We start from the raw sequence: 23414 nt of genomic DNA on the forward strand, positions 1-23414 counted from the left end.
GCAGCGGGGCGGCCGCCTGCTCACAGATGAGCGTCAGGCCGGCGACGGACCGCTGCTCTCCCGCGCGATCAGCTCCGGCTCGTTCCAGGTAGGAAGGGACAGGGCGGCCTCCGGCTGCAGCCTGCGGAGCAGCAGACCGAAACACGCGCGGCCGAGACCCTCGAAGTCGAGCCGTACGGTGGTGAGCGAGGGGTGGAGGTAGGCCGACGCCGGGGTGTCGTCGAAGCCGACCACGCTGAGGTCGCCGGGGATATCCCGTCCGGCCTCGCGCGCGGCCCGCATGACGCCCAGGGCAAGGTCGTCGTTGCCGCACAGGATGGCGGTCACCGAGTGGTCCGCCAGCAGGGAGCGCACCGCGAGGTATCCGGAACGGGGAGTCCAGCCGGCCCGCAGGGGCTCGGGCAGAGGTCGTCCGGTCGCCCGCAGCGCGTCCTGCCAGCCACGGGTCCGCTGCGAAAGCGCGCTGGTGGAGGATGGGATGGCCACGTAGTGGACGGTCTTGTGCCCCAGGCTCAGCAGGTGGCGCGTCGCGTGCGCCGCCGCGGCCCGGTCATCCAACCAGACCTGCCATGAGTCGTCGCCCGAGCCGTTGTCGGGGCGTTCAACCGCGGCGGTCACCAGCACGTCCGGCGGCAGCGCGCGTAACGCGCGCACGCCGGGCCCGTCGTAGGCGATCACCATGACGGGCTCCTGAGGCCGGTTGAGGCGCAGAGCGATGTCGTTGCTCGCGCCCGGTTCCAGCACACTGATGCCCACCGAGAAGCCGGCCGCCCTGGCCGCCTCCTCTATGCCGCGCAGCGTGGCGGCGGCGCCGAACAGGGCGGTGTCCGAGGTGAGCACGGTGACCCAGCTCACCGGGCCGCCGGCCAGCGTCCGGGCGAACCGATTGGGCCGGTAGCCGAGCTCGGCGATGACCCGCATCACCTTGGCCCGGGTTGACTCGCTCACGCGGGTCTTGTCGTTGATGACGCGGGAGACGGTCTGCTGGGAGACACCTGCCAACCGGGCGACATCCCAGATGCTCGCGGACCGGCCTGGAGGAATGTCGTTCGGTGGCATGTGACCGGTAACCCCCAAAGATGTCGAGGGCCTTCACGTTGTAGGTGTCGGCCGCCTCCGTCAAGGGGCGACGGAGGGAGCCGGTCCGCGCGAGTTTCCGCGAACCGGCTCTCAGGAGGTTGGTCAGCTACGGATCGTGCCGCCGCCCATGGGAGGCGGGGTGGAGCCGCCGTTGAGGGCGTTCAGGACGGCGTTGTAGGCGGGTTTCTTGTTGTAGTTGCCATCGAAGAGCAGGGGTGTGTCGCCGCTGCGCCATGAGTATTTGTCGGTGACCCCCCAGACGGTGATGCCGGTGCAGCGGGAAACTGCCATGCAGGCCTGGGTGACGCGGCGGTAGGCGTTGGCCTGGGCCGAGCCGGAACCGCCGATGTCCAGCTCGGTGATCTGCACGTCCACGCCGAGCGCGGCGAACTGGGCGATGTTCTGCTGGTAGTTGGCGGGCGGGTTCCCGAAGTGCGACTGCAGGCCCACGCAGTCGATGGGCACGCCGCGGGCTTTGAAGTCGCGAACCATGTTGTAGACGCCGCGGGTCTTGTTGGCGTTGGCGTCGTCGATGTTGTAGTCGTTGTAGCAGAGCTTGACGTTGGGGTCGGCGGCGCGTGCGGCGCGGAAGGCCTCTTCGATGAAGCCGTTGCCGAGCTTCTGGGTGAACACCGAGCTGCGCAGCGTCCCGACCGCGCCACCGTCGGCGAAGGCCTCGTTGACCACGTCCCAGGCGTAGATCTTGCCCTTGTAGTGGCCCATCACCTGGTTGATGTGGTTGATCATCGCCGAGCGCAGGTCGCCGGCCGACATGTTGCCGTTCACCCACCTGGGCAGTTGAGAGTGCCAGACCAGGGTGTGGCCGCGGATCTTCATGCCTTTGCTCGCGGCGTGGTTGGCGATCTGGTCGGCCGGGCCCCAGTTGAACGAGCCACGGGAGGGTTCGATGGGGCCCCACTTCATCTCGTTCTCGGGGGTGACCCCGTTGAACTCTCTGTCCCACGTCGTCACATACACCGACTCGCCGAGATGACCGGCCGCCACCGCGGCGCCGAAATAGCGCCCGCTTTGCGCCGCCGCCGCGCCCAATGTTCCCGCGGCGGCGCCTGCGGGAGTGGTGACAGCCAGTGCGGTCAGTACGCCGATCGCGCCGGTGAGCAGCGCTCGGGCGCCCGATGCGAGTTTGAGCTTTTCCTTCATGTCTGAGCCTCCGCTAGGGGATGCGAGAGAGGGTTCAGAAATCCGCGCGAATCCAGCACGCGGCCTGCCGCCTGGATCGCGTCACGGGCTGCGCTCCTGCCGTCCACCACCAGCCTCGGCAGAAGGCACCCCCGTTCGGAGACTCAGTGTGGAAACCGGCCCGAAACATGTCAAGGCTCAGCCGAAAGTTTCGCCGCTCCCGTCCTCTCGCCTTGTGGAGAGCCTGCCGCGACACTGCGCGTTCGCGGTGGCCCTGCCACCGACAGCCGCGATGAACGTTTCATCAACGCCGGCCTCGTGTACGGCGGCTGATCTCCGACCGGCGAAGGGAGTCATTCCCAGCACCCGCACTGTTTGCGCCTTGATGGGCGGCAGTCCTTTCGCGCGACTCCATCAGCGACCAGTACGGCTGGTCCTTGACATGCTCCGGGAAATCTCTAGAGCTTGTGTTACCGATAACGCAAGCCCAGCACGACCGCGTTCGCCACCGCCGACGGCACCTTCGAGTGGGCTGAGGTGTGGTGCGGCGTGCCGACCGGCCGGCGCCCGCACCCTCGCGACCGTTCCTCCCATCGACGTACGCCGACATCGAGTTGGCAGAGGGAGTTTCACGATGTCAAGACATAGACCCTTAGTGGCCGCCTTAGCAGTCGTGGTGCTCGCCGTCCTGGTGGCCGCAGGTGGTCCGGCGCTGAGCGCCAGCCTCAGCACGACCACCACGGACACGGTCAGTGCCCTGGCGCCCTCTACGGGATGTGGCAAGGCACCAGGGCTGGCGAGTGGTACGCGTTCGATCCAGACCGGCGGCAAGAATCGCAGCTATATTCTGAAGATCCCCGACAGCTACGACATGAACCACCCCTACCGGCTGGTCTTCGGGTTCCACTGGCTGGGTGGCACCGCCACCGATGTCGCCACAGGTCAGACCGTGCAACGGGACGTCTGGGCCTACTACGGGCTCCTGCGCCTGGCGAACAACACCACGATCTTCGTCGCGCCCCAGGGCTTCAACAACGGCTGGGGCAATGCCAACGGTGAAGACCTGACCTTCGTCGACGACATGGTCAGGCAGATCGAGGGAGCTCTCTGCGTCGACACCACACAGCTGTTCGCCACGGGTTTCAGCTACGGCGGCGCCATGTCGTACGCGATCGCGTGTTCCCGGGCGAACGTCTTCCGCGCGGTCGCGGTCCAGTCCGGCGGCCAGCTCAGCGGCTGCGGCAGCGGCACCCAGCCCATCGCCTACATGGGGATCCACGGCATCAGGGACAACGTGCTCAACATCTCCGGCGGACGATCTCTTCGCGACCGGTTCGTCAGGAACAACGGCTGCACCGCCCAGAACCCGCCCGAGCCGGCGCAAGGCAGCCTGACGCACAGAGTCACGACCTACTCGGGTTGCTCGGCCGGGCATCCGGTCGTATGGGCCGCGTTCGACGAGGGTCACATCGCCGCCCCACAGGATGGGGCCGGCGGCGACAGCGGCTCCAGGACCTGGGTTCCGGCAGAGGTGTGGAAGTTCTTCACCCAGTTCCAGAGCGGGCCGACACCGACGCCGACTCCCACGCCGACCCCCGTTCCGGGGGCGTGTTCGGCCACGATCGAGACGGTCAACAGCTGGGAGGGCGGGTTCCAGTCGACGGTGACGGTCCGGGCGGGCAGCGCACCGGTCGACGGCTGGACCGTGAAGTGGACCTGGCCCGGTGGGCAGAGCATCAGCAGCCTGTGGAACGGCACGCAGAGCGGATCCGGCTCCGCCGTGACGGTCAGCAACGCCGCCTACAACGGCTCCATCGCCGCGGGCGCGTCCACCACCTTCGGCTTCACCGCCAACGGCACCGCGGCCACTCCCACCGCCACCTGCACGGCCCCGTAACCGACGCCGGTCGATCACGATCGGCCGGCGTGTTCGCGAGCGGAAAGCCCTGCCCGCGCAGAGAGTACGAATCCTTCTACAACTAACACCGGCCCCACCGGACTCTCCGCGCCGCGACTCCCCTGCGCCCGCTCCCCCAACCGATCATCGCACCGGAACAGCTGAACGGCCTCGACGTCCGCCGGCGCGATCGACTCGGCGGCATCCTCCACGAGCACCAAAGCGCCGCCTGAGCTGCACAGATGAGGCTTTCGGCACGTACAGGGTCAGTTCACCGTGAACGCGCCGGTGGCCCCGCCTCGGGTTCTCCGCGGCCATGCGCAAGGTGAGGTCTTGACCGCGGCTGCGCTGGGTGGCCGTCCGGGACGGCGACGATTGCTGTGGTCCCACTTACTCGCCACGAGACTGCGGTGCCAGGCCAGCAGGGTGGCCGAGGGTATCAAGAAGATCTCCGCCCAGCGATGGCGAGGGATCAGACGCACAAGCGCCGCCAACCACAGACGGTCGGCCCCTTCGTAGTGCACCCGCGGGATCTGCCGGCGTAGGACCGCGTTCTGATGGCACAGGACCGCGTTCTGATGACGCAGGACCAGCAGCTCCGCCTTGGAAACACTCCTGCGGACCAGCAGCGCGGGCAAAGACAGCAGACGACGCGTGACGGCGTACACCGTAGACAAGATCGCGCGACATGATCCCAAGCAACCCGGACCAGCCACTCGGCACCCCTGCCTCTGCCCTGGAAGCGATTCGAGTTCTTGAGCCCCACAGGACCCGACTTCATCGCGCTGACATCGGTGGAGGGCGATGCCTGCCCGATGACAGCGATAAGACAGCGCGTTCTGTCATTGTCCTGAACATCGCCACGAGGAGGACCCATATGCGTCGGATCCTGCCGATAGTGACTTTGCTGATCTTGGCGCTGGTCCCGGCGCCGAACGCGGTGGCCACCAAGGGCGCGCGGTCTGGGCTGCAGTGCGCCTCGTACTTCATCATCGGGCTGCGCGGCTCCGCGCAGGCCATGAACGATCCGCTGGGCATGTCCGGGGTGACGGGGGTGTACGCCCAGGAAGCGCTGACCGTCCTGCCGGCGGACCAGACCAAGACGTACTCCCTGCCCTACCCCGCGGGCAACGTCAGCCTGAAGGCGTTCCTGCCGTCGGTGAACGATGGGAAGTGGATCCTGACGATCGCCGTACGCCGGTTGGTACGCATGTGCCCGGGGATGAACATCGGCCTGATCGGATATTCGCAGGGCGCGATGGTGATCAACCAGGCGCTCCCCATGCTGGACGCCGAGGAGCGCAAGGCCATCCGGGCGGTGCTGATGATCTCCGACCCCCAGAGCGGCGGGGACACCTCCTACGACGCGACCGTCGGGGCCGACAACGGCCTGCCCAACACACGCGTGGGCGGCGGCATCCTGGGCAGGAAGGTCCTGCCCGCCGACATCCAGGACAGGACCACCGACTTCTGCATCGTCGGCGATCCGATCTGCGACGCGCCGGAGGAGAAGACCCCCGACTGGGCCGTCACGGTGGGTCTGTTCCTGTGGCAGATCCACACCCAGGACTATCCGGTCTGCTGCCAGGAACTGCTCGTCTACAGGGCGATGGCGGTCGCCTTCGCAAGGCGGCTGCAGCAGTCGCCCTCCTCCCCGCCCGTACTCAAGCCGATGCCGCCGCTGCCCGAGGGATTCTGCCCGTCGCTGCAGTCCGGCGTACGTAAGGCGGGCACGCCCACAGCCCTGGCCGGCTGCGGTGGCCGGCCCGCTCCCGACGTCAAGGAGGCCCAGGCGTGAACCACCTCACGCGCCGCTACGTCCTGCGCGCCGCCGGCGTGACGATCCTGGCGGGGGTGACCGGGGCTGCGACTCCCCCGAAACAGACGCTGACCGGCCAGGAGATCGAGATGGTCCTCCAGGTCGCGCGATTAGGCGCGGTCTATCCCGTGCCGTTCCCCGACGAGCACGGGGTGTCGCGGGCCACCGCCGAGCGCCTGCGGGGCCGCCTGCCTGAGCTCGCCCCCACACGCTTCCAGCTCGTACGGGACGCGGTACGCGACCTCGCGGCGGCCGGTCTGACCGACGCCTCCCGCGACCGGCTGCTCGACGGGCTGGCCCATAAGGCCGCCGACAAGGGCGGCGATGCGCTGACGGCGCTGACAGCGCTGGCCGTGGCGACGGTGTCCACGGACTTCAGCCCCAACGACGACACCGCGGCCGTGTTCTGGCTCGGTGGGCTGCGGCAACGCCATCTCCGGCTGAAGGGGGACCGACGTTCATGAGACTTCTTCCTGAGCATGAGGAGGCGCTGAGGCGCGGGAAGGAGGCCGTGCTCGGGGCGTTCGCCGCCGTCCCCGGCACCACCGCGTTCGGCTACGGGTTCCGTCGGCGCGGTGGAGAGCTGACCGACGAGCCCGTGGTCATCGCGTCGGTGGCCAAGAAGCGCCCGCAGGGGTACGTGGCGCGCAGCCGCCTGCTGCCCAGAACGGTCGAGGTGGACGGCCGCAAATGGGGTGTGGACGTCATCCAGGCCGGCCCGTACTCGTTCGGACGCACGGGCGGACGCACGGGCAGACCTACGGGCGGCCGGCGGGGCCCGGCGGCCCAGGACGCCACGCTGCGGAAAACCGCGAACCAGGGCGTCGGGATCGGCAACGAGAGGACAGATGACTGGGGCACGTTCGGCTGCCTCGTCCGCGATCTGTCCAACGGCGGAGCCCCTTCCATCCTGACCGCCGGGCACGCGGTCGGATCGACGCACGGCGCTGTCCCGGGCGACGTCATCGTGCAGGGGACCTGGGCGGGAGGAACCGGCCCCGCCATCGGGGAGCTGACCCGGTTCACCAGTCTGCGCAAGGACGGCCGCAACCTGGTCGACGCGGCGGTCGTCAAGATCACCGACCTGGACAACTTCGACGAGTTCACCACCAGCGAGAACCAGGAGATGCCACGTATAGGCGTCCGCCATCCGCTGATCGGCATGCTCGTCGGCATGGCCTCCGACTACTCGGGGCTGTGCACACGGATCGGGCCCATCCTGGCCGAGATGAACGTCCGGCCGTACCTGGACCTGGGCGACCCCGACTTCCCCGTCACCTGCGACGTGATCGACTTCGACATGAAGGTGGACAAGGCGGGCGCCGGTAGCTGGTACACCTCCAGCATCGTCGTCGGCCTCGGCGTGACCCCGGTGGACCTCGGTTTCCTGACGAACCACGACTTCTACATGTTCGACGACATGGTGCAGGTCGACACCGGGTTCTGCCTGCACGACGGCGACGCCGGCGCGGCCGTGTGCCTGGGCGGTGACGGCAGGACCCGGATCGACTGGACCCAGGTGAACTGCTCCTTCCTGGAAGGGGCCGGCGAGATGTACGACCTGCCGCTGGTGGGGGACGAGAAGCTCGCCGACCGGTTCCGCGACGACTTCCTGCTGCGCAGCCGGGTGGGCCGGATGCTGGTCCGCCTGTTCTACGTCAACTTCCAGGCGCTCGTCGACCGCGTGAAGGGCAAGGAGGCCAGCGCCCTGGAGAAGGACTACGCCAAGCATCTGTACGAAACGTACCGATCGGTTCTGGAGACCGTCCTGACCACGCCCGACACCCCTGACCGGGTGATCACCTCACAGCACGTGAGCGACGTCGGCAAGGTGGTGGACGGCCTGCGCCCGCGACTGTCGGCCCAGGAGTACAACGCCGCCAAGCAGATCCACGCGCTCTTCGCCCAGACCGTGGGCATGAACCGGCAGCAACTCCTCACGATGATGAACGGCGACGACCTCTACCAGAAGATGCACACCATCCTCAGCCGGGTGCCGACCGTCCAGTACCTTGGCCCGGTCGGGGCGGATGCCTGAGGCCACGGCCGCCACGGCCTACTCGGCTCAGGTCCAGGACAGGCTGCGCGGGCTGGTGGCCGGGCTCCCCCGGCCGGCCCGCGACCTGGTGACCGGGTTCGTCGACCGGCCGGGCAAGCGCCTGCGCTCGACGCTGCTCGGCGCCGCCGCGCGGTGCGGCCCGCACGACAGGGAACGGGTCGTGCGGCTCGGCGCCGTGGTGGAGCTGCTGCACCTGGCCTCTCTGGTGCATGACGATGTGATCGACCGGGCGCCGACCCGCCGCGGCGCCCCTGCCGCGCACCTGGTTGCCGGGCCGGAGCTGGCGGTGCTGGCCGGGCTGTCCTGCCTGGCCCTGGCCGGTACGGAGGCCGCCGACCTGGGCACCGGCCCGAACCGGCTGATCAGTGCGGCCGTCGCCCACCTGGCTCAGGGCGAGCTGCTGGACGTGGAACGCGCCTTCGACACCACGTACACACTCGCGGACTACGACGAGCTCGTCGAGCGCAAGACCGGCGCGCTGTTCCGGCTGTGCTGCGTGCTCGGGGCGGCGGAGGCGCGGCTGGGACCGCCCCGGGCCGAGGCGCTGGCCGCCTTCGGCCGCCAGCTGGGGGTCGCCTTCCAGATCCTGGACGACTGCCTCGACCTGGCCGGACCGGCCACCGGTTCCGGCAAACCCGCCGGAACCGATCATCTGCTCGGGCTCTTCGGCGCCCCGACGCTGTGCGCGCTGCGTGACGCGCCGTCGGGCGAGCTGGCCGCGCTCCTGCTCGACCCGGCCCTCACCGCCGCGGACCTGCCGCGCGTACGTACGCTCGTCATCGCCTACGGCGGCATGAGCGCCGCCCACGATCTGGCCCGCGCCGCCCACGACGAGGCGCTCGCCGCCCTCGCCGCCCTCGGCGACGGCGGCGCGGGCCGCCAGGCGCTGCTCAGCGTCGCCACCTCGCTGTGGCGGGAGGCCCCATGCTGACCCGCCGCGCGGACGTGCTGGTGGTCGGGGCGGGACCGGCGGGCGGCGCGACGGCCGCGGCGCTGGCCCGGCACGGGCTGCGCACCCTGCTGGTGGACGGCGGCGAACCGGGCGCGACCCACGACGTCGCGCTCAGCGCCTCCGCCATGGACTCCCTGCGCGCCCTTGGAATCGCGGGCTTCGACGGGGTATGGCCAGTGGAGGGGGTCGATGTCCGGTTCGGCGACGGCCCGGCCGGTCCGCTCCCCGGTGTCGGCGCCGCCGTCTGCGACCGTGAGTGGCTTCGTACGCGGTTGCGCGGGCTCGCCACCGATCTCGGCGCGGCCCTGCTGCCGGGGCGCATGACCCGCTGCGAACCGCACCCCGACGGGCACCGGGCGATGATCGCCGGAGGCGCCGACGAGGTGGCGGTCCTGGCCCGGCATGTCGTCCTCGCGACGGGCTCGCTGCCCGGCAGGCGGCCGCACGGCGAGGGCATGGCCGTCGTCCAGCGGTTCGCTCTGCCGGAGCGGGATTCCCGGATGCTGCTCCATCTGACGCCCCCCTCCCCTGCCGATCCGCACGAGCGCCCCGCCGGGATCTGGATCCTGCCCGCGGGACCGGGAAGGTGCACCGTCGGCGCCGTCCGCGTCGGAGACCGCCAGGAGAGCGCGGCCGATCTGCTGGCCTCGGCGATCGAGCGGCTCGCCGGGGCCGACCCCGCGTTCGCGACGGCCCGGCCCCTCGGTGAGCTCGTGTCCGGGCCGGTCAGCACCGGATTCGCCCCCGCGCTCGCCGGGTACGAGGGCCGGCTGCTGGTCGGGGACGCCGCCGGGCTGGTCAACCCGTTCACCGGCGAAGGGCTCGGCTACGCGGTGCAGAGCGCGCTGCTGGCGGCCGACGCCATCGCCGCACATCCGGACGATCCCGGCGCCGCGCGCGAGGCGTACGTACGGCGGCTGGCCCGTGCGTACGTCGGCCACTTCGAGACCGCCCGCCACGCGGCCCGCCGCTACCATCTGGCCTGGCGCGTCCTGGCCGCCACCGCGCACAGCGACCAGCCGATCTTCGCCCTCGCCCGGCGAGGGGTGCTGTCGGCCGGGGAGGCGGCCGAGCCGGTCGAGCTGAACCCGGACGACCGGCTGTACCTGGGCCCGTTCCTGGCCGCCTGCGCCGAGACGGCCGTGTCCGCCGTACGCGAGGAGTGGCCCTTCATCGCGCGGCTGCTCACCACAGGGTCGGGGCTTCGCCCGGCGTCGCTGCTGCTGGCCGGGGTCGTCGCGGCCGGAGCGCACCCCCGGGCCGAGCTGGCGGGGGCCGGCGCGGCGATGGACCTGGCCGCGCTCGGCGCCCTGTCCCTGATCGGCGCGCCGGAAGCGGGGGCACCGGACGCGGGCGCGACGATGCGGGGGCGGGCGCGCGGGGTCGACTGGGAGTCCGCCGTCACCGTGCTGGCCTGCGACTTCCTGCTGTCGCAGGCCGCCCGCCTGGTCGCGGAGTCGGCTCCGGAGGCGTCCTGGGCGTTCGCCGACTGGCTGGCCGAGCTCACCAGGATCAGGGCCGAAAGGATCGCCGACCCGGGCACGACCGACGCCGGCGACCTGTTCGCCGCGCTCTTTGAGTTCCCCGTACGGATCGGGGCGCAGCTCGGCGGCGCCGGCACGGCGGTCATGGAGGCGCTCAGGGAGTTCGGCGCGCACTGCGGACGGGCGTTCCTGCTGGCCGAGGACGTTCTGGCGCTGCGCGGGGGGCCGACCCGCCTGGCCACCACCACCCGGGCGATGCTCGCGGCGCGGACCTCGATGATCCCCCAGCTCCTGGGCATGCCCGGCCTCACCGGCGCGAACGAGCCGCACGGGCGGGCGACCGCGCTGGCCGCGGCGGCGCGGGCCTGCCGCGCCGAGATCGACCTCGCCCTGCGCGCCGCCAGCCGCGTCCCCGTCGCGCGCGCGACGCGTATCTTGCGCGCGCACGTTCTGACGATCAGCGCCTCGATCGATGCCCCGTCCGCGGACGTCATGGAAAGGATCACCCCCGATGAGACGTGCGACTGTCCTTAAGGTGGCGATGGCGGCGTTACTGACCGTTCCGCCCTATATCGCCGCAGCGCCGCCCGACCCCTCGGCCCTGGCCGCCTCCGCCGCCGACCGCCTCGTCGCCGACCGGCCGGAGCTGATCCACCGCTCCGGCCAGGACGAGCTCGTGCGGGGCCGCGTGGTGTCCGGGGCTCACGGGCTGCGCTATGTCCCGTACGAGCGTACGTACGCGGGCCTGCCCGTACGCGGCGGAGACTTCGTCGTGGTCACCGACGCGGACGGCCGCGTCCTCAGCACCTCGGTCAACCAGAAGCAGGCACTGTCGGTGGAAACCCGGCCGGAGGTGTCCGCGCAGGACGCGGGCGCGGCGGCCCGCCGCGAGGTAGGCACGGGAAGCGACATGACGCCGCCCACGCTGACGGTCCTGGCGCGCGGCGGCGGCGTGCTGGCGTACGAGACAGTGATCACCGGCGTCAAGGGCACGCGCCCGAGCCGGATGCGCGTCCTCGTCGACGCCCGCACCGGCAAGGTGATCGACTCCTGGGACGAGGTGCTCGACGGCGTGGGGAACAGCTTCTACCACGGCCAGGTCTCCTTCGACACGACCCGATCGGCCACCCTGTACGGGATGTCCGATCCCGTACGGTCGGGAGTGCGCTGCGGCGGCATGGACGGCCGCACCTACACCGACCCCGACGACGACTGGGGCAACGGCACCGGCACCGACCTGGTCACCGCCTGCGTGGACGCCATGCACGCGGCGCAGGGGGGCTGGGACATGCTGGAACGGTGGCTGAGCAAGCCCGGCGGGTTCGACGGCTACGGCCGCAGCTTCCCGATGCGTGTCGGGTACGACGACGCGAACGCGTACTACGACCAGTTCAAGACGGTTTTCGGCCGCAACAGCAGCAGAACGCGGCAGGCGACGTCGACCGACGTCGTCATGCACGAGCTCGGGCACGCCATCTTCGACTTCACGCCCGGCGGCCCGCGGGGCACGCGCGAGAAGGGCGGGCTCAACGAGTCGACCGGCGACATCTTCGGGACGGTGACCGAGTGGTACCTGAACGAGCCGGCGCAGCTGGACCCGCCGGACTACCTGATAGGCGAGCAGGTCGACCTGGTCGGCTCGGGGCCCATCCGGAACATGTACGACCCGTCACTGACCGGCGACCCCAAGTGCTTCAGCGAGGCCGTCCGGATCATGGAGGTGCATGCCGCCGCCGGTGTGCAGAACCACTGGTTCTACCTGCTGGCCGAGGGATCCGCCCCCGTCGACGCCGCCCGGCCGGGCAGCCCCACCTGCAACGGCTCGGTCGTGCACGGCATCGGCGTCCAGAACGCGGCCATGATCTACATGGAGACCCTCAACCGCAAGCTGTCCGACTGGAGCCACGAGGATGTCCGCCGCGCCTCGATGGAGGCGGGGCTGCAGCTGTTCGGCTGTGAGGGGCTGCGAGCCGTACGCGACGCGTGGAACGCCGTCAGCGTCCCCGCTCACCCTCGCGAGCCCAATTGCTGAAAGACGCAGGTTCTTTGAAATTTTTGAAACCAGGTGTCTGCGGCCCTTAGGCTCAGCCGAACGCACAGGGGCATAAGGCGGGGTACTTGATCCACTTCAGCGTCCTGGGCCCGCTGCGGGTGAGGAGCGCCGCGGCGGAGATCTCGTTGTCCGGGCCCAAGCAGCGCATCGCGCTCGCGACGTTGCTGCTGCACGCCAACGAGCGCGTCTCCGCCGACCGGCTGATCGCCCGGATGTGGGACGGCGACGAGTCGCCGAACGCGCGCGCGGCCCTGCAGACGCATCTGACCCGCCTGCGCCGTGCCCTGGGCGATCCCGGCCTCATCCAGACCTTCGACGGCGGCTACACCATCAGCGTCACCGCCGACAGCCTCGACCTGCTGCGGTACCGCGAGATCATCAGACGCTCCCAGAGGAGCGGGCCGGCCGAGGAACTGGCCGCGCTGACCGAGGCGATGGCGCTGTGCGGCGAGCCGCTGCTGACCAACGTCCCCTCGGAGACGCTGCATCGCGAGGAGGTCTCTCTCCTCGTCGAGGAGCAGTTGCGCACCCTGGAACGATGGTCGGAACTGCACCTCGAATGGGGCAGACCGGAGCAGGGAATCGCCGTGCTGCGCTCCGCCACCGCCAGGCATCCCTACAGGGAGCGTCTGTGGGCCAACCTGATCCTCGCGCTGCAGCGCTCGGGGCGGCAGGCGGAGGCCATGGAGACCTACCAGAGCGTCACCCACCGGCTCCTAGAGGACCTGGGCGTCAGCCCCGGGGAGCCGCTGCGCCGGGCCCACCGTTCGATCCTGGTCGCCGACGAGTGCGAGGTGGCCGACGCGCCGATGACGCCGCAGCAGCTACCGTCCGGCATCGCGCACTTCACCGGGCGCCTGGCCGAGCTGGCCCGGCTGGACCGGCTGGTGGCCGACCCGCCGGGACGCAGCGAGATCGTGGTGATCGGCGGCCCGGGCGGCGCGGGCAAGTCCGCGCTGGCGGTCCACTGGGCGCATCAGGTGATCGACCGCTTCCCGGGCGGGCAGTTATACCTGAACCTGCGCGGGTTCGGCCCCGGCGCGCCCATGGACCCGAAGGTGGCGATCGAGACGCTGCTGCGCGCGATGGGCGTGTCCGCCACGAGCCTGTCGGCCGACCTGGACGCGCGCGCGGCGATGCTGCGCAGCACGCTCGCGGGCCGGCGCATGCTGCTGCTCCTGGACAACGCCCGTGACAGCGCGCAGGTACGTCCTCTGCTGCCGGGGGCCAACTCGCTGGTGCTGGTGACGAGCCGTAACCAGCTACGCGGGCTGGCCGCCAGGGACGGCGCCCGTCGGCTCAGCCTCGACCCGCTCACCCCGCCCGAATCCCTCGAACTGCTGGAGAAGGTGATCGGCGCACGGCAGGTCGCCAACGAGCGCGACGCGGCCGTACGCCTGGTGAAGCTGTGCGACGGCCTGCCGCTGGCGCTGTCGGTCATCGCCGAGCGGGCCCACCGCAGCGGCGGCCTGGCCAGGATCGTCAGCGCGCTGGAGGACGAGAAGGCCAGGCTGGAGCAGTTCGGGATCGGCGAGGACGACCCCATGGCCGACCTCAACACCGCGCTGCTGTGGTCGTACCGGGCGCTGACGGCGCCGGTGGCCAGGATGTTCCGCCTGCTCGGCCTGCACCCGGCCGGAGATCTCTCGCTGGAGGCTGCGGCCGCGCTGGCCGACGTGGCGCCGCGGGAGGCCGGCGCGCTGCTCGACCATCTCGTCGCGGCCCATCTCGTCAAGCAGGTCCAGCCGGACCGCTTCGAGCTGCACGACCTGGTGCACCTGTACGCCACCGGCCGTGCCGTGGAGGAGGAGACGGCCGGTGAGCGCGACGCCGCGGTGGACCGGCTGCTGGACTGGTACCTCTACACCGTCGTGGAGGCCGACAGGCAGATGCTGCCGCACCGCGTACGGGACTTCGTCGAGCCCCGCACCAGCCAGATCTTGCCACTGACGTTCGACGATCACCGGCAGGCGCGCAACTGGCTAGAGCGGGAGTACCACTGCCTGCGCTCGGTCATCGCCTGGGCTGCGGCCAATGGCCGGGCCGGGCACGCGTGGCGTATCTCGATCGGCATGACCACCTTCTTCGACCGGTACATCCCCTGGCACGACGGCCTGGAGTTCACCCGGTCGGCGCTGCGGGCGGCCGAGATCGCCGCGGAGCCCGCCGGGCAGGGCTTCACGCTCAACTCCCTCGGCTGCGTCCACTTCGACATGGGTGAGCATGAAATCGCCCTGTCCCGCTTCAAGCAGTCGCTGTCCCGCTTCCGGCAGGCCGGACATGCCAGGGGCGAGGCGATGTTGCTGGGCAACCTCGGCCTGGTCCACGGCGAGCTCGGCGACACCGCCGAGGGCCGGCGCTGCCTGGAACGCGCGCTGACGCTGTACGAGAGCCTCGGCGGCCAGTACGGGATCGCCCACCTTCTCGACAATCTGGGCATCGTCAGCCATCTGGCGGGCGACCATGAGCTCGCGGTCGAGTACTACCGCCGGGCCCTCACGGCCACCGCCTCCAACGGCAACACCGATCTGCACGGCGACATCTGGCGCAACCTCGGGCGCGCGTACGTGGCCCTACGGGACTGGCGCAGGGCGCTGCGCTGCTTCCGCGAGGCGGTGGCCCTGTACCAGGGCAAGGGCAACCGCCGCTGGCTGGCCATGTGCCTGATCGACCTGGGCCGGGCCCTGGCCGACGCCGGGCGCCGCGAACCGGCCAGAGGCGTCCTGCTGTCGGCGCTGGCCGAGCTGAAGGCCATGGACGACCCGCGCGTGGGCGAGGTCGCGACGATCCTGGAGACTCTCTAGTGCCGTAAATGCGGGCTGATGCCGGAAACCCGCCAGCTCGGCCCGCCGCTTCAGGGCGCGGGGCGGCTCGCGTACGGCTTCCACATCATCGACGTCCACGCTCACACCCAGGGCCAGCGTGGTCTTGCCCCGGTTTGGTGGACACCTGATCTCTGAGGAACCCTGGTTCCCAGAAGAAGGAGTTCACTGTGCCGAACAACTATCCGCCGGAGTTTCGCCGGCAGATGGTGGAGCAGGTGCGCGCGGGACGGACGCCGGAGGAACTGGCCAAGGAGTTCAGCCCTCCGCGCAGCCGATCCGTACCTGGGTGCGCCAGGCCGACCCGGCGGCAGTTCCTGACCGCTCAGGCGATCATCGCCTGTGACTTCCTCGTGGTCGAGACGATGATGATCAAAGGGCTGTATGTGCTGATCTTCATCGAGCGCGGCACCCGAAAGCTGCACCTGGCCGGAGTAACCGCACTCCCAACCGGAGCACGGACTGTGCAGCAAGCCCGCAACGTGGTCATGGATCTGGTTGACCGCATCGCCGGACTTCGGTTCGTGATCCACGACCGCGACCCGCTCTTCACCTCCGCGTTCGGAGAGGTCTTCACAGCCGAAGGACCGCGGAACACCACCACCCTGTCGCAGACCCTGAGACCGAAAGCCATCTGCGAGCGCGTCATCGGCACCCTGCCCCGAACTCCTGGACCGGATCCTGATCCTCAAAGAACGCCACCTGGTCTTCGCGCTCCAGGAGTATCTGATCCATTACAACGGGCACCGACCGTACCAGTTCAGGCAACAGCGACCTCCGGACGTCGCAACGCAGCCCGCTCGGAACGTGACCGACCTCAACGATCGGCGGGCCGTCCGCCGAAAACCTGTCGTTGCAGGCATGATCAGCGAATATCACCACGCCGCGTAACCGCAGTTCAAGGCGTGTAACTCAATATTCGAACGGTACAGCGATCGAGCGGTCTGGACAGTTGCCGAGCGGGACACGATTGTCACGGCGGTCCCAAGAGATCTGCACCGGCTGTCACCGTAGCCTCCATATCGGCGTCCAGCGGCTGGATTGTCAACCGGTGGACACCCAGGGCGGCGTACCGCCGCGCGGTCTCCCGATCGACGGGGCCAGGGGGCGGGGTGATCGTGATCTCCAGCTCGCTCAGGTGCCCGGGCCTGTCGTAGACCTTCGCCGCGTCACGGAGGTCGGACAGCGCGCCCGCGGCCTCCTCGGGGGTCAAGTAGACGCCGTACCAGCCGTCGGCGTGCTGGACCGCCCGGCGCATCGCCGCCCGGGAGTGGCCGCCTATCACGATCGGCGAGCGCTGCGGCGGCCTCGGGCGCTGCACCACACCCTGATAAGTCACGAAATCTCCGGCGAAGGGCTGGTCGTCCCACACGGCCACCGCCTCCATCAGCTCGCCGGTGCCCGACCCGCCCTGGAAGTCGATCGCGGCCAGCACGTTCGGGGTGAACTGGCGCAGGTAGGTGTAGGAGGACTCCAGCTCCGACAGCCGACCGTGGTCTCGGGGCAGCGGCTTCCACGCATCAGAGGTGATCTCCCGCAGCCGCTGCATGCCGATACGCTCGCGCAGCATCCCGCCAGGGATTCGAACCCTGAACCTCCGCCTCCTGAAGGCGGCGCCTCTGCCAGTTGGGCCAGAGCGGCTTGTTAGCCCCGGGCTCGGCTGGCGTGGGCCGAGCCCGGGACTGGGGCTGTATCCAGCCGGGGGGCGCCATTCCCGTCGGCCAGACCGATGCCCGCGGCCCTTCGTTCCGTGGGCCGTCGTCCGTGAGATGAAAAAAGCCGCCTCGGAAGGCTTCCGGGCGGCGTCGTCTCTTTGCGAGGGATCACCCGGAATCCGGACCCAGGAGCTCAGGAAGCAGTTCGAGCAACTTCGCGTAGGTCACTGCGCTGCCTTCCTGTCGTGGTGGACGCTGTCCACGGTAGCCGGGTGATCGCGACGGGTGCCACGTATTTTCCGCCGGGGGATGTCGAGGCCGCGCGGACGGCTTCGACCTATTGGGGACCGACATATTGGGTATCGACGCGGACGCGACCACATGGAGGCCACCGGTGAAGTACCTCATCCTGATCTACAGCAACCCGACGAGCAGGGCGGTCTGGGAGACGCTGAACGACGAGCAGCGCATGAACTTCGGGCGCGGCCACATGTCCTTCACCGAGGAGCTGGCCGCGTCCGGAGAGCTGATCGTTTCGGAAGGGCTGGCCGATGTGTCGACGGCCAAGCGGGTCGCGGTACGCGAGGGCAGGACGATGACGAGCGATGGGCCGTTCGCCGAGGTCAAGGAGCATTTGGCCGGGTTCTATCTGATCGAGTGCGACAGCATGGAGCGGGCGGTGGAACTGGCCGCGAAGGTGCCCGACGCGGCCTTCAACGAGGTGGAAGTACGGCCGATCTTCGACATGAAGGGGCTTGAGCTGTAGGAGGAACCAGCGGCGTGGGTGGCGGCGGGCTGGGATGATGCTGAAGGTGACCAAGGAATCCCCGGCCCCGCGCCACCGGGTGCTGCTCGGCTCACTGGCCGGTGCCGCCGTGGTGGCCGTGCTGGCGGTCGCCGCGCTGACGAACCAGGGCGAGCCCGCCGGACGAGCCGCCCCGGCGGCCGCGAGCTCGCGTGATTCCGCAAACGCGAGCATGGGCACGGACCCGAGCGCGAGCACGGGCGGTTCACCCACTCCGGCGGGTCCCACCGGCGGAGCCGAAGCGACCGCCACGCCCACTCCGACGAGTTCGGTGCAGGTCTGGGAAGGGCCGACCCCGCCGCCCGTCGACCCGAACCTGTCCAAGGGCTCAGCGCAGGCACCGGTCACGATCGTCGAGTTCGGCGATTTCAAGTGTCCCAACTGCCGCCGATTCGCCCAGCGGATAGAGCCCGTGCTGAAGAGCCGCTACCTCGACACCGGCATCGTGCGGATGTTCTGGCGCGACTACCCGATCAGGGGACGCGACTCCGTACGCGCCGCCCTCGCCGCCCGCGCCGCGTCCCGGCAGGGCCGGTTCTGGGAGTTCCATGATTCCCTGTACGCGGGCGAGCGACCCCGGCTCACCGACGCCGACCTGCGCTCCGTGGCCGCCAAGATCGGGCTCGACCTGGCCAGGTTCGACGCCGACCGCCGTGACGAGTCCATACGGCGGGTCGTGGACGGCGACCTCGGCTTCGCGACCGAGCTCGGCCTGCCCGGCACGCCCGCGTTCCTGATCAACGGTGAGGTGCTGTTCGGCGCCCAGCCGGTGGCCGCGTTCGAGAAGGCGATCGAGAAGGCCCGCCGCGGCGGATGAGCGGCATCGGCTATGCCGCCGCGTTCCTTGGCGGTCTGTTCTCGCTGGTCAGCCCGTGTGGGGCGCTGCTGATCCCGGCCTTCTTCGCCTACGCGTTCCCGGGCCGCCGCCAATTGGCCGGCCGCACCCTGCTGTTCTACGTGGGGCTGTGCGCCGTGCTGGTGCCGCTGGGGATGGGGTCGGCGCAGGTCAGCCGCCTGTTCTACGGCCATCAAGAGCTCCTGGTCACGGTCGCCGGCTGGGCGCTGATCGGGCTGGGTGTGCTGCAGGTGGCCGGTCAGGGCTGGACGATCGGGCCGCTGGAGCGGCTGAAGGGGCACGTTCGAGGCGATTCGGCCGGAGCCGTGCTGGTTCTGGGGGCGGTGTCCGGGCTGGCGGGGTTCTGCGCGGGGCCGGTGCTGGGGGCGGTGCTCACGGTCGCGGCGGCCTCCGGCGACGGGCTGCGCGGAGCGGTGCTGCTGGCCGTCTACGCGGCAGGCATGGCGGCCCCGTTGTTCCTGCTCGCGGGCCTGTGGCAGCGCTATGACCTCGGCGGCCGGCGCTGGCTGCGCGGTCGCGGACTGCGGCTGGGACGGCTGCGGCCGCACACCACCTCGCTGCTGTCCGGGCTGGTCTTCGGCGGGCTCGGCGTGCTGTTCCTGCTCTCCGACGGCACCCGCGGGCTGGCCCTGCCGATCCCCGAATCCTGGGAGGCCGGGCTGGAGGACCTCGCCGCGGCCGCCCAGGACGTACTGCCGGACCTGCTCGTCGTCGGGATCGCGGCGCTCACCGTGGCCGCGATCACCGCGTGGCGCCTCAGACGCCGCTGACGGGCACGGGGTCACTTGCCGCGCATCACCGCCGGCTCATGGCGGCGCAGCATGCGGGCGACCAGGAAAGCGCAGACGACCGCGAGGATGGCCAGGACGCTCATGTCCAGGAACCAGGTGCCGAAGTCCTGACTCCACAGAGGGTCCGGCGGATCCTGGACGTGCGGGATGAGCTGCCCCACGTCGAGCGTGCCCGCCAGCGCGGCCAGCGCCCAGCGAGCCGGTACGAGCCAGGAGATCTGCTCCATCACCGGCTTGCCGTCCAGGTGCACCAGCGCCCCGCAGAAGACCAGCTGGATCAGGGTGACGAGCACGAGCAGCGGCATGGTCATCTCGCTGGTCTTGGCCAGCGCGGAGATGAGCAGGCCCACGGTCATCGCGGTGAACGACAACAGCGCGACGGCGAGCGCGAGCTCGGTCATCGGCGCGGTGAACACTCCCTTGTCGTACGTCGCGACATTCAGCATCGCCACATAGGTCAGCACGACGCCCTGCGCCACGGTGATCACGCCGAGCACGAGCAGCTTGGAGCAGAGGTAGGCCGATCTGGACAGCCCGACCGCCCGTTCTCGTTGATAGATGGCGCGTTCCTTGACCAGTTCGCGCACCGAGTTCGCGGCGCCGGTGAGACAGCCGCCGATGCACAGGATCAGCAGCAGGTTCGCCGCGTTGCCGTTGCTGTTCGGCCGGCCCATCAGGTCACCGGTCGGGACGACGCGGGCCAGCAGGCCCATCACGATCGGCAGGGCGATGGTGATGCCGAGGAACAGCCGGTCCGCCACGATGCTCCGGCAGTAGCGGCGCACCAGCGTACTGAGCTGCTCGGGCCAGCTCTGCGGTTTCGGCGGGATCTCTCGCCGTACGGGACGTCCCGTCGCAACCGGCTCGATCATGTCGGCCGCGATGTACGTCTGGTACGGCGACGACCGCGCGTACTCGCCGGCCCAGTCCTTGGTCGCGTCGTCGAAGGCCAGGAAGACGTCCGCCCAGTCGGTGAAGCCGAGGAACGGCAGCGCCTCCCCGGGCGGACCGAAGTAGGCGATCTTCCCGCCCGGCGCCATCACCAGAAGCCGGTCACAGATATCCAGATTGGCGACGCTGTGGGTGACGACGGCGACAGTACGGCCGTCGTCGGCCAGACCCCGCAGCATCTGCATCACCGACTTGTCCAGCCCCGGGTCCAGACCGGAGGTCGGCTCGTCGAGGAACAGCAAAGACGGCTTGGTCAGCAACTCCAGGGCGACGCTGACCCGCTTGCGCTGGCCGCCGGACAGCGAGGAGATGCGGTTGTTCTTCCGATTTTCGAGCCCGAGCTGCTGGAGGACCTCGTCGACCCGCGTCTTCCGCTCGTGCTGCCTGGTGTCGTCGGGGAAGCGTAATTCCGCGGCGTAGATGAGGGCGCGGCGCACGGTGAGCTGGCTGTGCAGGATGTCGTCCTGCGGCACGAGGCCGATCCGTGAGCGCAGCTCGGCGTAGTCGCGGTAGAGATCGCGCCCATCGTACGTGACCATGCCCTGGTCGGCGGGGCGCAGCCCGGTGAGCGCGCGCAGCAGGGTGGACTTGCCCGAGCCGCTGGGACCGATGATCGCCAGGAGGCACTTCTCGCCGACCGGAAACGACACCTGGTCCAGGAGCACCTTGCCGCCCCCGACGGTGACGGTGAGTCCGTGCGCCTGGAGGCAGACCTCGCCGGTGTCGGCGTACTCCGTGAGCGTGTCGCCCACGAGCTGGAACGTCGAGGTCCCGATGCCGATGAGATCGTCCGGGGAGACGCGGGCCCGCTGAACGAGCCGGCCGTTGACGTACGTTCCGAAGCGGCTCCCCACGTCGACGATCTCGTGGACGCCGCCGGCGATCCGGAGCTCGGCGTGCTGGCGCGATACCCGCAGATCGCCGACCACCACATCGTTCTCGGGAGCCCGGCCGATGCGTACGACCTGCGCGCCGTCGAGACTCCTGACGGCGGCCGGCGCACGCCACTGCCCGCTGTGCGGGAAGCGGACCGTAGGCGTCGGCTGGATCTCGGGTGCGCCGCCTTTGTCTTCGGAGACGGTACGGAAGCTGACGAGCCCGCCCTCCGACGGGTGCCCGAGGCCGATCCTGGTTCCCGGACCGACGATGACCCGCTGGACGCGGTGGCCGCTCACGTACGTGCCGTTGCTGCTGCCCGAGTCCTCCAGGATCCACTGACCGCCCTCGAAGCGCAGCATGGCATGCGTACGCGAGACGTGATCGGCATCGATGACCACATCCGACCCCGGATCACGGCCTAACCGGTACGAACGCCCCGGATCGAGGGTCACCGATGTGTCATGGCCTTCGACGACAAGCTGCGTCACGTGACCGCCTTCCCACAGGAACGAGAGGTGACGTGAGTGACTCTCCGTCGAGCCTCAAATGGTTCACCGTAGACAGGATCCCCGAAAAGCGGACCGCGCCGCGAGCCTGCGGCTGACCGGCCGCACGAGTCACGCCCGCTGCCGGGCGCGGAAGCCCGCCGCCTTGGCGCGGTTGCCGCACTCGTGCATGTCGCACCAGCGCCGCGACGACCCGCGCGAGGTGTCGACGTACAGGCGGGTGCACACCTCTCCCCCGCATTCCTTGATCTGTACGGCCCGCGGCCCCCCGAGCAGCTGGACCGCCTCCCTGGCGACGGTGGAGAGGGCGGCGGCGAGATCCCCCGCACGCTCGACCCGCCCGGCGTCGTTCAGCAGCACGGACGCCGGCGGCCCGGCGGCGACCCGGTTGACCAGCAGCCGATCGTCGGCCGCCACCCCGGCCCCATCGACAGCGGGCCGGTCAACAGCCCCGCCGAGCCGGTCAATGGTGTCCCCCGCCGCCGGCCGATAGAGCGCCAGCCGGTAGATGGCCTCCCGCAACGTCTTCCCCGCCACGAGATCGGCGTCCACGACCGCCGGCGGCACGTCGAGAATGCCCGCCTCGACCGTCCACCGCGCCAGGTCCGCCGGCTCGCGCAGCAGGTCACGCCGGTCGGCCCGGCGGTGCTGCAGGGTGCCCGCCAGGTCGAGCCCCAGATTGCCGCTGATGAAGGTGAAGCTCGTCACACCCTCATAGTAACCATGTTGACAGGTTATGCGAGGACACGGAACAGTGACATAACCGGGTTAAGGGGTTATGGAGGGTGTGCCGTGGCGGTCAGCGTTATGGAGGCCAGGAGCAAGGCGCCGGCCCTCATGCCGTCCCTGTTCGTGGTGATGTGGAGCAGCGCCTTCATCGCGGGGGTGATCGGCGTCGGGGCGGCGCCGCCGTTGCTGCTGACGTTCGCCAGGTTCGCACTGGCGGGGCTGTTGCTCGGCGCGTTCGCGCTGGTCGTGCGGGCGCCGTGGCCGCGCGGCCGGCGGCTGGCGCACGTGGTGGTGTCCGGGATCCTGGTCCAGGCGGTGCAGTTCGGCGCGTTCTACTCCGCGATCGGCCTGCATGTGCCCGCCGCGGTCGTGGCGTTGGTCCAGGGTCTCAACCCGGTGGTGATCGCGCTCGTGGCAGGACGGCTGCTGGGCGAGCGGGTGAGCCCGCGCCAGTGGGTGGGCTTCGGGCTCGGCGCGGCCGGGGTGGGGCTGGCGGTGGCGGACCGGTTGAGCTTCTCTCTGGCCGGGGTGGCGTTCTGCGTGGTCGGGCTGCTGGGGTTGAGCCTGGGCACGATCTACCAGAAGCGGTTCGCCGCGGACATGGACGTGCGGACGGGCACCGCGACGCAGTTCCTGGTCGGCGCGCCGCTGGTGGGGCTGGCCTCGCTGGTGTTCGAGACGCCTCGGGTGACGGACTGGGGCGCCTTCTCCGGCGCCGTGGGCTGGCTGGTGCTGGTCAACTCGATCGGCGCGTTCCTGCTGCTCAACACCATGTTGAAGAACGCACCCGCGAGCCGGGTGAGCACGATGTTCTTCCTCACCCCGTCGGTCACCGCGGTGATGGCGTGGCTCCTCGTCGGGCAGTCGCTGCATCCGCTGGCGGTCGCGGGACTATTGGTCGGCGGCGCCGGCGTGCTGCTGGCCAACCGGCGCTGA

18 protein-coding genes are annotated in these 23414 nt (G+C 70.1%); 13 read left to right on the forward strand and 5 right to left on the reverse strand.

Features of this window, described 5'->3' with window-relative positions; translation table 11 throughout:
* Nucleotides 1-33: 33 nt before the first annotated feature.
* On the reverse strand, nt 34-1059 hold the full coding sequence (locus AB0B64_RS35485; RefSeq protein WP_357951370.1) for a LacI family DNA-binding transcriptional regulator: 1026 nt from the start codon (nt 1057-1059) through the stop codon (nt 34-36).
* A 123-nt stretch (nt 1060-1182) separates the two neighbouring features.
* A complete protein-coding gene (locus AB0B64_RS35490) occupies nt 1183-2241 on the reverse strand; it encodes an endo-1,4-beta-xylanase (RefSeq protein WP_357951367.1) in 1059 nt (352 codons plus the stop codon).
* 634 nt (nt 2242-2875) lie between these two features.
* On the opposite strand from AB0B64_RS35490, the gene AB0B64_RS35495 reads away from it, so the two are divergent.
* The 9 genes from AB0B64_RS35495 to AB0B64_RS35535 all read left to right on the forward strand — a co-directional run bounded on the left by AB0B64_RS35495 (nt 2876) and on the right by AB0B64_RS35535 (nt 16217).
* The gene (locus AB0B64_RS35495; protein WP_358182886.1) at nt 2876-4117 is read left to right on the forward strand and encodes a cellulose binding domain-containing protein; all 1242 of its coding nucleotides are present in this window, start codon (nt 2876-2878) and stop codon (nt 4115-4117) included.
* Nucleotides 4118-5015: 898 nt separating this feature from the next.
* Nucleotides 5016-5915 (forward strand): cutinase family protein, encoded by a 900-nt coding sequence (locus AB0B64_RS35500; RefSeq protein WP_358182890.1) that lies wholly within the window; start codon nt 5016-5018, stop codon nt 5913-5915.
* Entirely contained in the window at nt 5912-6400 is a 489-nt protein-coding gene (locus tag AB0B64_RS35505) for a hypothetical protein (protein ID WP_357951363.1), read from the forward strand. Before AB0B64_RS35500 ends, AB0B64_RS35505 begins: the two co-directional genes overlap by 4 nt.
* The gene (locus AB0B64_RS35510) at nt 6397-7974 is read left to right on the forward strand and encodes a hypothetical protein (RefSeq protein ID WP_358182894.1); all 1578 of its coding nucleotides are present in this window, start codon (nt 6397-6399) and stop codon (nt 7972-7974) included. Before AB0B64_RS35505 ends, AB0B64_RS35510 begins: the two co-directional genes overlap by 4 nt.
* Complete coding sequence (locus AB0B64_RS35515) at nt 7967-8926, forward strand: polyprenyl synthetase family protein (RefSeq protein WP_357951359.1); 960 nt, start codon at nt 7967-7969, stop codon at nt 8924-8926. Before AB0B64_RS35510 ends, AB0B64_RS35515 begins: the two co-directional genes overlap by 8 nt.
* Complete coding sequence (locus AB0B64_RS35520; RefSeq protein ID WP_358182898.1) at nt 8920-10965, forward strand: lycopene cyclase family protein; 2046 nt, start codon at nt 8920-8922, stop codon at nt 10963-10965. The genes AB0B64_RS35515 and AB0B64_RS35520 overlap by 7 nt, the downstream gene beginning before the upstream one ends.
* A complete protein-coding gene (locus tag AB0B64_RS35525) occupies nt 10943-12463 on the forward strand; it encodes a M4 family metallopeptidase (RefSeq protein ID WP_358182902.1) in 1521 nt (506 codons plus the stop codon). The genes AB0B64_RS35520 and AB0B64_RS35525 overlap by 23 nt, the downstream gene beginning before the upstream one ends.
* An 86-nt stretch (nt 12464-12549) precedes the next feature.
* Entirely contained in the window at nt 12550-15288 is a 2739-nt protein-coding gene (locus tag AB0B64_RS35530) for a BTAD domain-containing putative transcriptional regulator (RefSeq protein ID WP_357951354.1), read from the forward strand.
* A gap of 188 nt (nt 15289-15476) precedes the next feature.
* Complete coding sequence (locus AB0B64_RS35535) at nt 15477-16217, forward strand: hypothetical protein (RefSeq protein ID WP_358183067.1); 741 nt, start codon at nt 15477-15479, stop codon at nt 16215-16217.
* 62 nt (nt 16218-16279) lie between these two features.
* Here the strand turns inward: AB0B64_RS35535 and AB0B64_RS35540 are convergent, their stop codons facing one another.
* Nucleotides 16280-16876: an LLM class flavin-dependent oxidoreductase gene (locus AB0B64_RS35540; RefSeq protein WP_358182906.1), complete on the reverse strand. Its 597-nt coding sequence runs from the start codon at nt 16874-16876 to the stop codon at nt 16280-16282.
* Nucleotides 16877-17355: 479 nt separating this feature from the next.
* Here AB0B64_RS35540 and AB0B64_RS35545 point away from each other — a divergent pair, with 479 nt between their 5' ends.
* Genes AB0B64_RS35545 through AB0B64_RS35555 form a run of 3 tightly spaced genes read left to right on the forward strand, consistent with a single transcriptional unit; the run spans nt 17356 to nt 19392 of the window.
* Nucleotides 17356-17727 carry a YciI family protein gene (locus tag AB0B64_RS35545; protein ID WP_357951351.1) on the forward strand — a complete coding sequence of 124 codons (372 nt, stop codon included), beginning with the start codon at nt 17356-17358 and terminating at the stop codon, nt 17725-17727.
* Between the two features lie 46 nt (nt 17728-17773).
* Complete coding sequence (locus AB0B64_RS35550) at nt 17774-18583, forward strand: thioredoxin domain-containing protein (protein WP_357951349.1); 810 nt, start codon at nt 17774-17776, stop codon at nt 18581-18583.
* Nucleotides 18580-19392 carry a cytochrome c biogenesis protein CcdA gene (locus AB0B64_RS35555; protein WP_357951347.1) on the forward strand — a complete coding sequence of 271 codons (813 nt, stop codon included), beginning with the start codon at nt 18580-18582 and terminating at the stop codon, nt 19390-19392. The genes AB0B64_RS35550 and AB0B64_RS35555 overlap by 4 nt, the downstream gene beginning before the upstream one ends.
* An 11-nt stretch (nt 19393-19403) precedes the next feature.
* On the opposite strand, the gene AB0B64_RS35560 is transcribed toward AB0B64_RS35555, so the two are convergent.
* Complete coding sequence (locus AB0B64_RS35560) at nt 19404-21731, reverse strand: FHA domain-containing protein (RefSeq protein ID WP_358182911.1); 2328 nt, start codon at nt 21729-21731, stop codon at nt 19404-19406.
* A 129-nt stretch (nt 21732-21860) separates the two neighbouring features.
* Nucleotides 21861-22457, reverse strand: coding sequence for a CGNR zinc finger domain-containing protein (locus tag AB0B64_RS35565; RefSeq protein ID WP_358182915.1), 597 nt, complete (start codon nt 22455-22457; stop codon nt 21861-21863).
* 84 nt (nt 22458-22541) lie between these two features.
* Between AB0B64_RS35565 and AB0B64_RS35570 the strand changes: the two genes are divergently transcribed.
* Nucleotides 22542-23414 (forward strand): DMT family transporter, encoded by an 873-nt coding sequence (locus AB0B64_RS35570; protein ID WP_357951342.1) that lies wholly within the window; start codon nt 22542-22544, stop codon nt 23412-23414.

This window comes from Nonomuraea sp. NPDC049129 (genome assembly GCF_040648495.1).
Taxonomy (GTDB): domain Bacteria; phylum Actinomycetota; class Actinomycetes; order Streptosporangiales; family Streptosporangiaceae; genus Nonomuraea.

Bases quoted from the DNA above. Each gene is read 5' to 3' on its own strand.
- AB0B64_RS35485 (WP_357951370.1), bottom strand. From the start codon at position 1,059: ATGCCACCGAACGACATTCCTCCAGGCCGGTCCGCGAGCATCTGGGAT.
- AB0B64_RS35490 (WP_357951367.1), bottom strand. From the start codon at position 2,241: ATGAAGGAAAAGCTCAAACTCGCATCGGGCGCCCGAGCGCTGCTCACC.
- AB0B64_RS35510 (WP_358182894.1), top strand. From the start codon at position 6,397: ATGAGACTTCTTCCTGAGCATGAGGAGGCGCTGAGGCGCGGGAAGGAG.
- AB0B64_RS35515 (WP_357951359.1), top strand. From the start codon at position 7,967: ATGCCTGAGGCCACGGCCGCCACGGCCTACTCGGCTCAGGTCCAGGAC.
- AB0B64_RS35520 (WP_358182898.1), top strand. From the start codon at position 8,920: ATGCTGACCCGCCGCGCGGACGTGCTGGTGGTCGGGGCGGGACCGGCG.
- AB0B64_RS35525 (WP_358182902.1), top strand. From the start codon at position 10,943: ATGAGACGTGCGACTGTCCTTAAGGTGGCGATGGCGGCGTTACTGACC.
- AB0B64_RS35540 (WP_358182906.1), bottom strand. From the start codon at position 16,876: ATGCTGCGCGAGCGTATCGGCATGCAGCGGCTGCGGGAGATCACCTCT.
- AB0B64_RS35555 (WP_357951347.1), top strand. From the start codon at position 18,580: ATGAGCGGCATCGGCTATGCCGCCGCGTTCCTTGGCGGTCTGTTCTCG.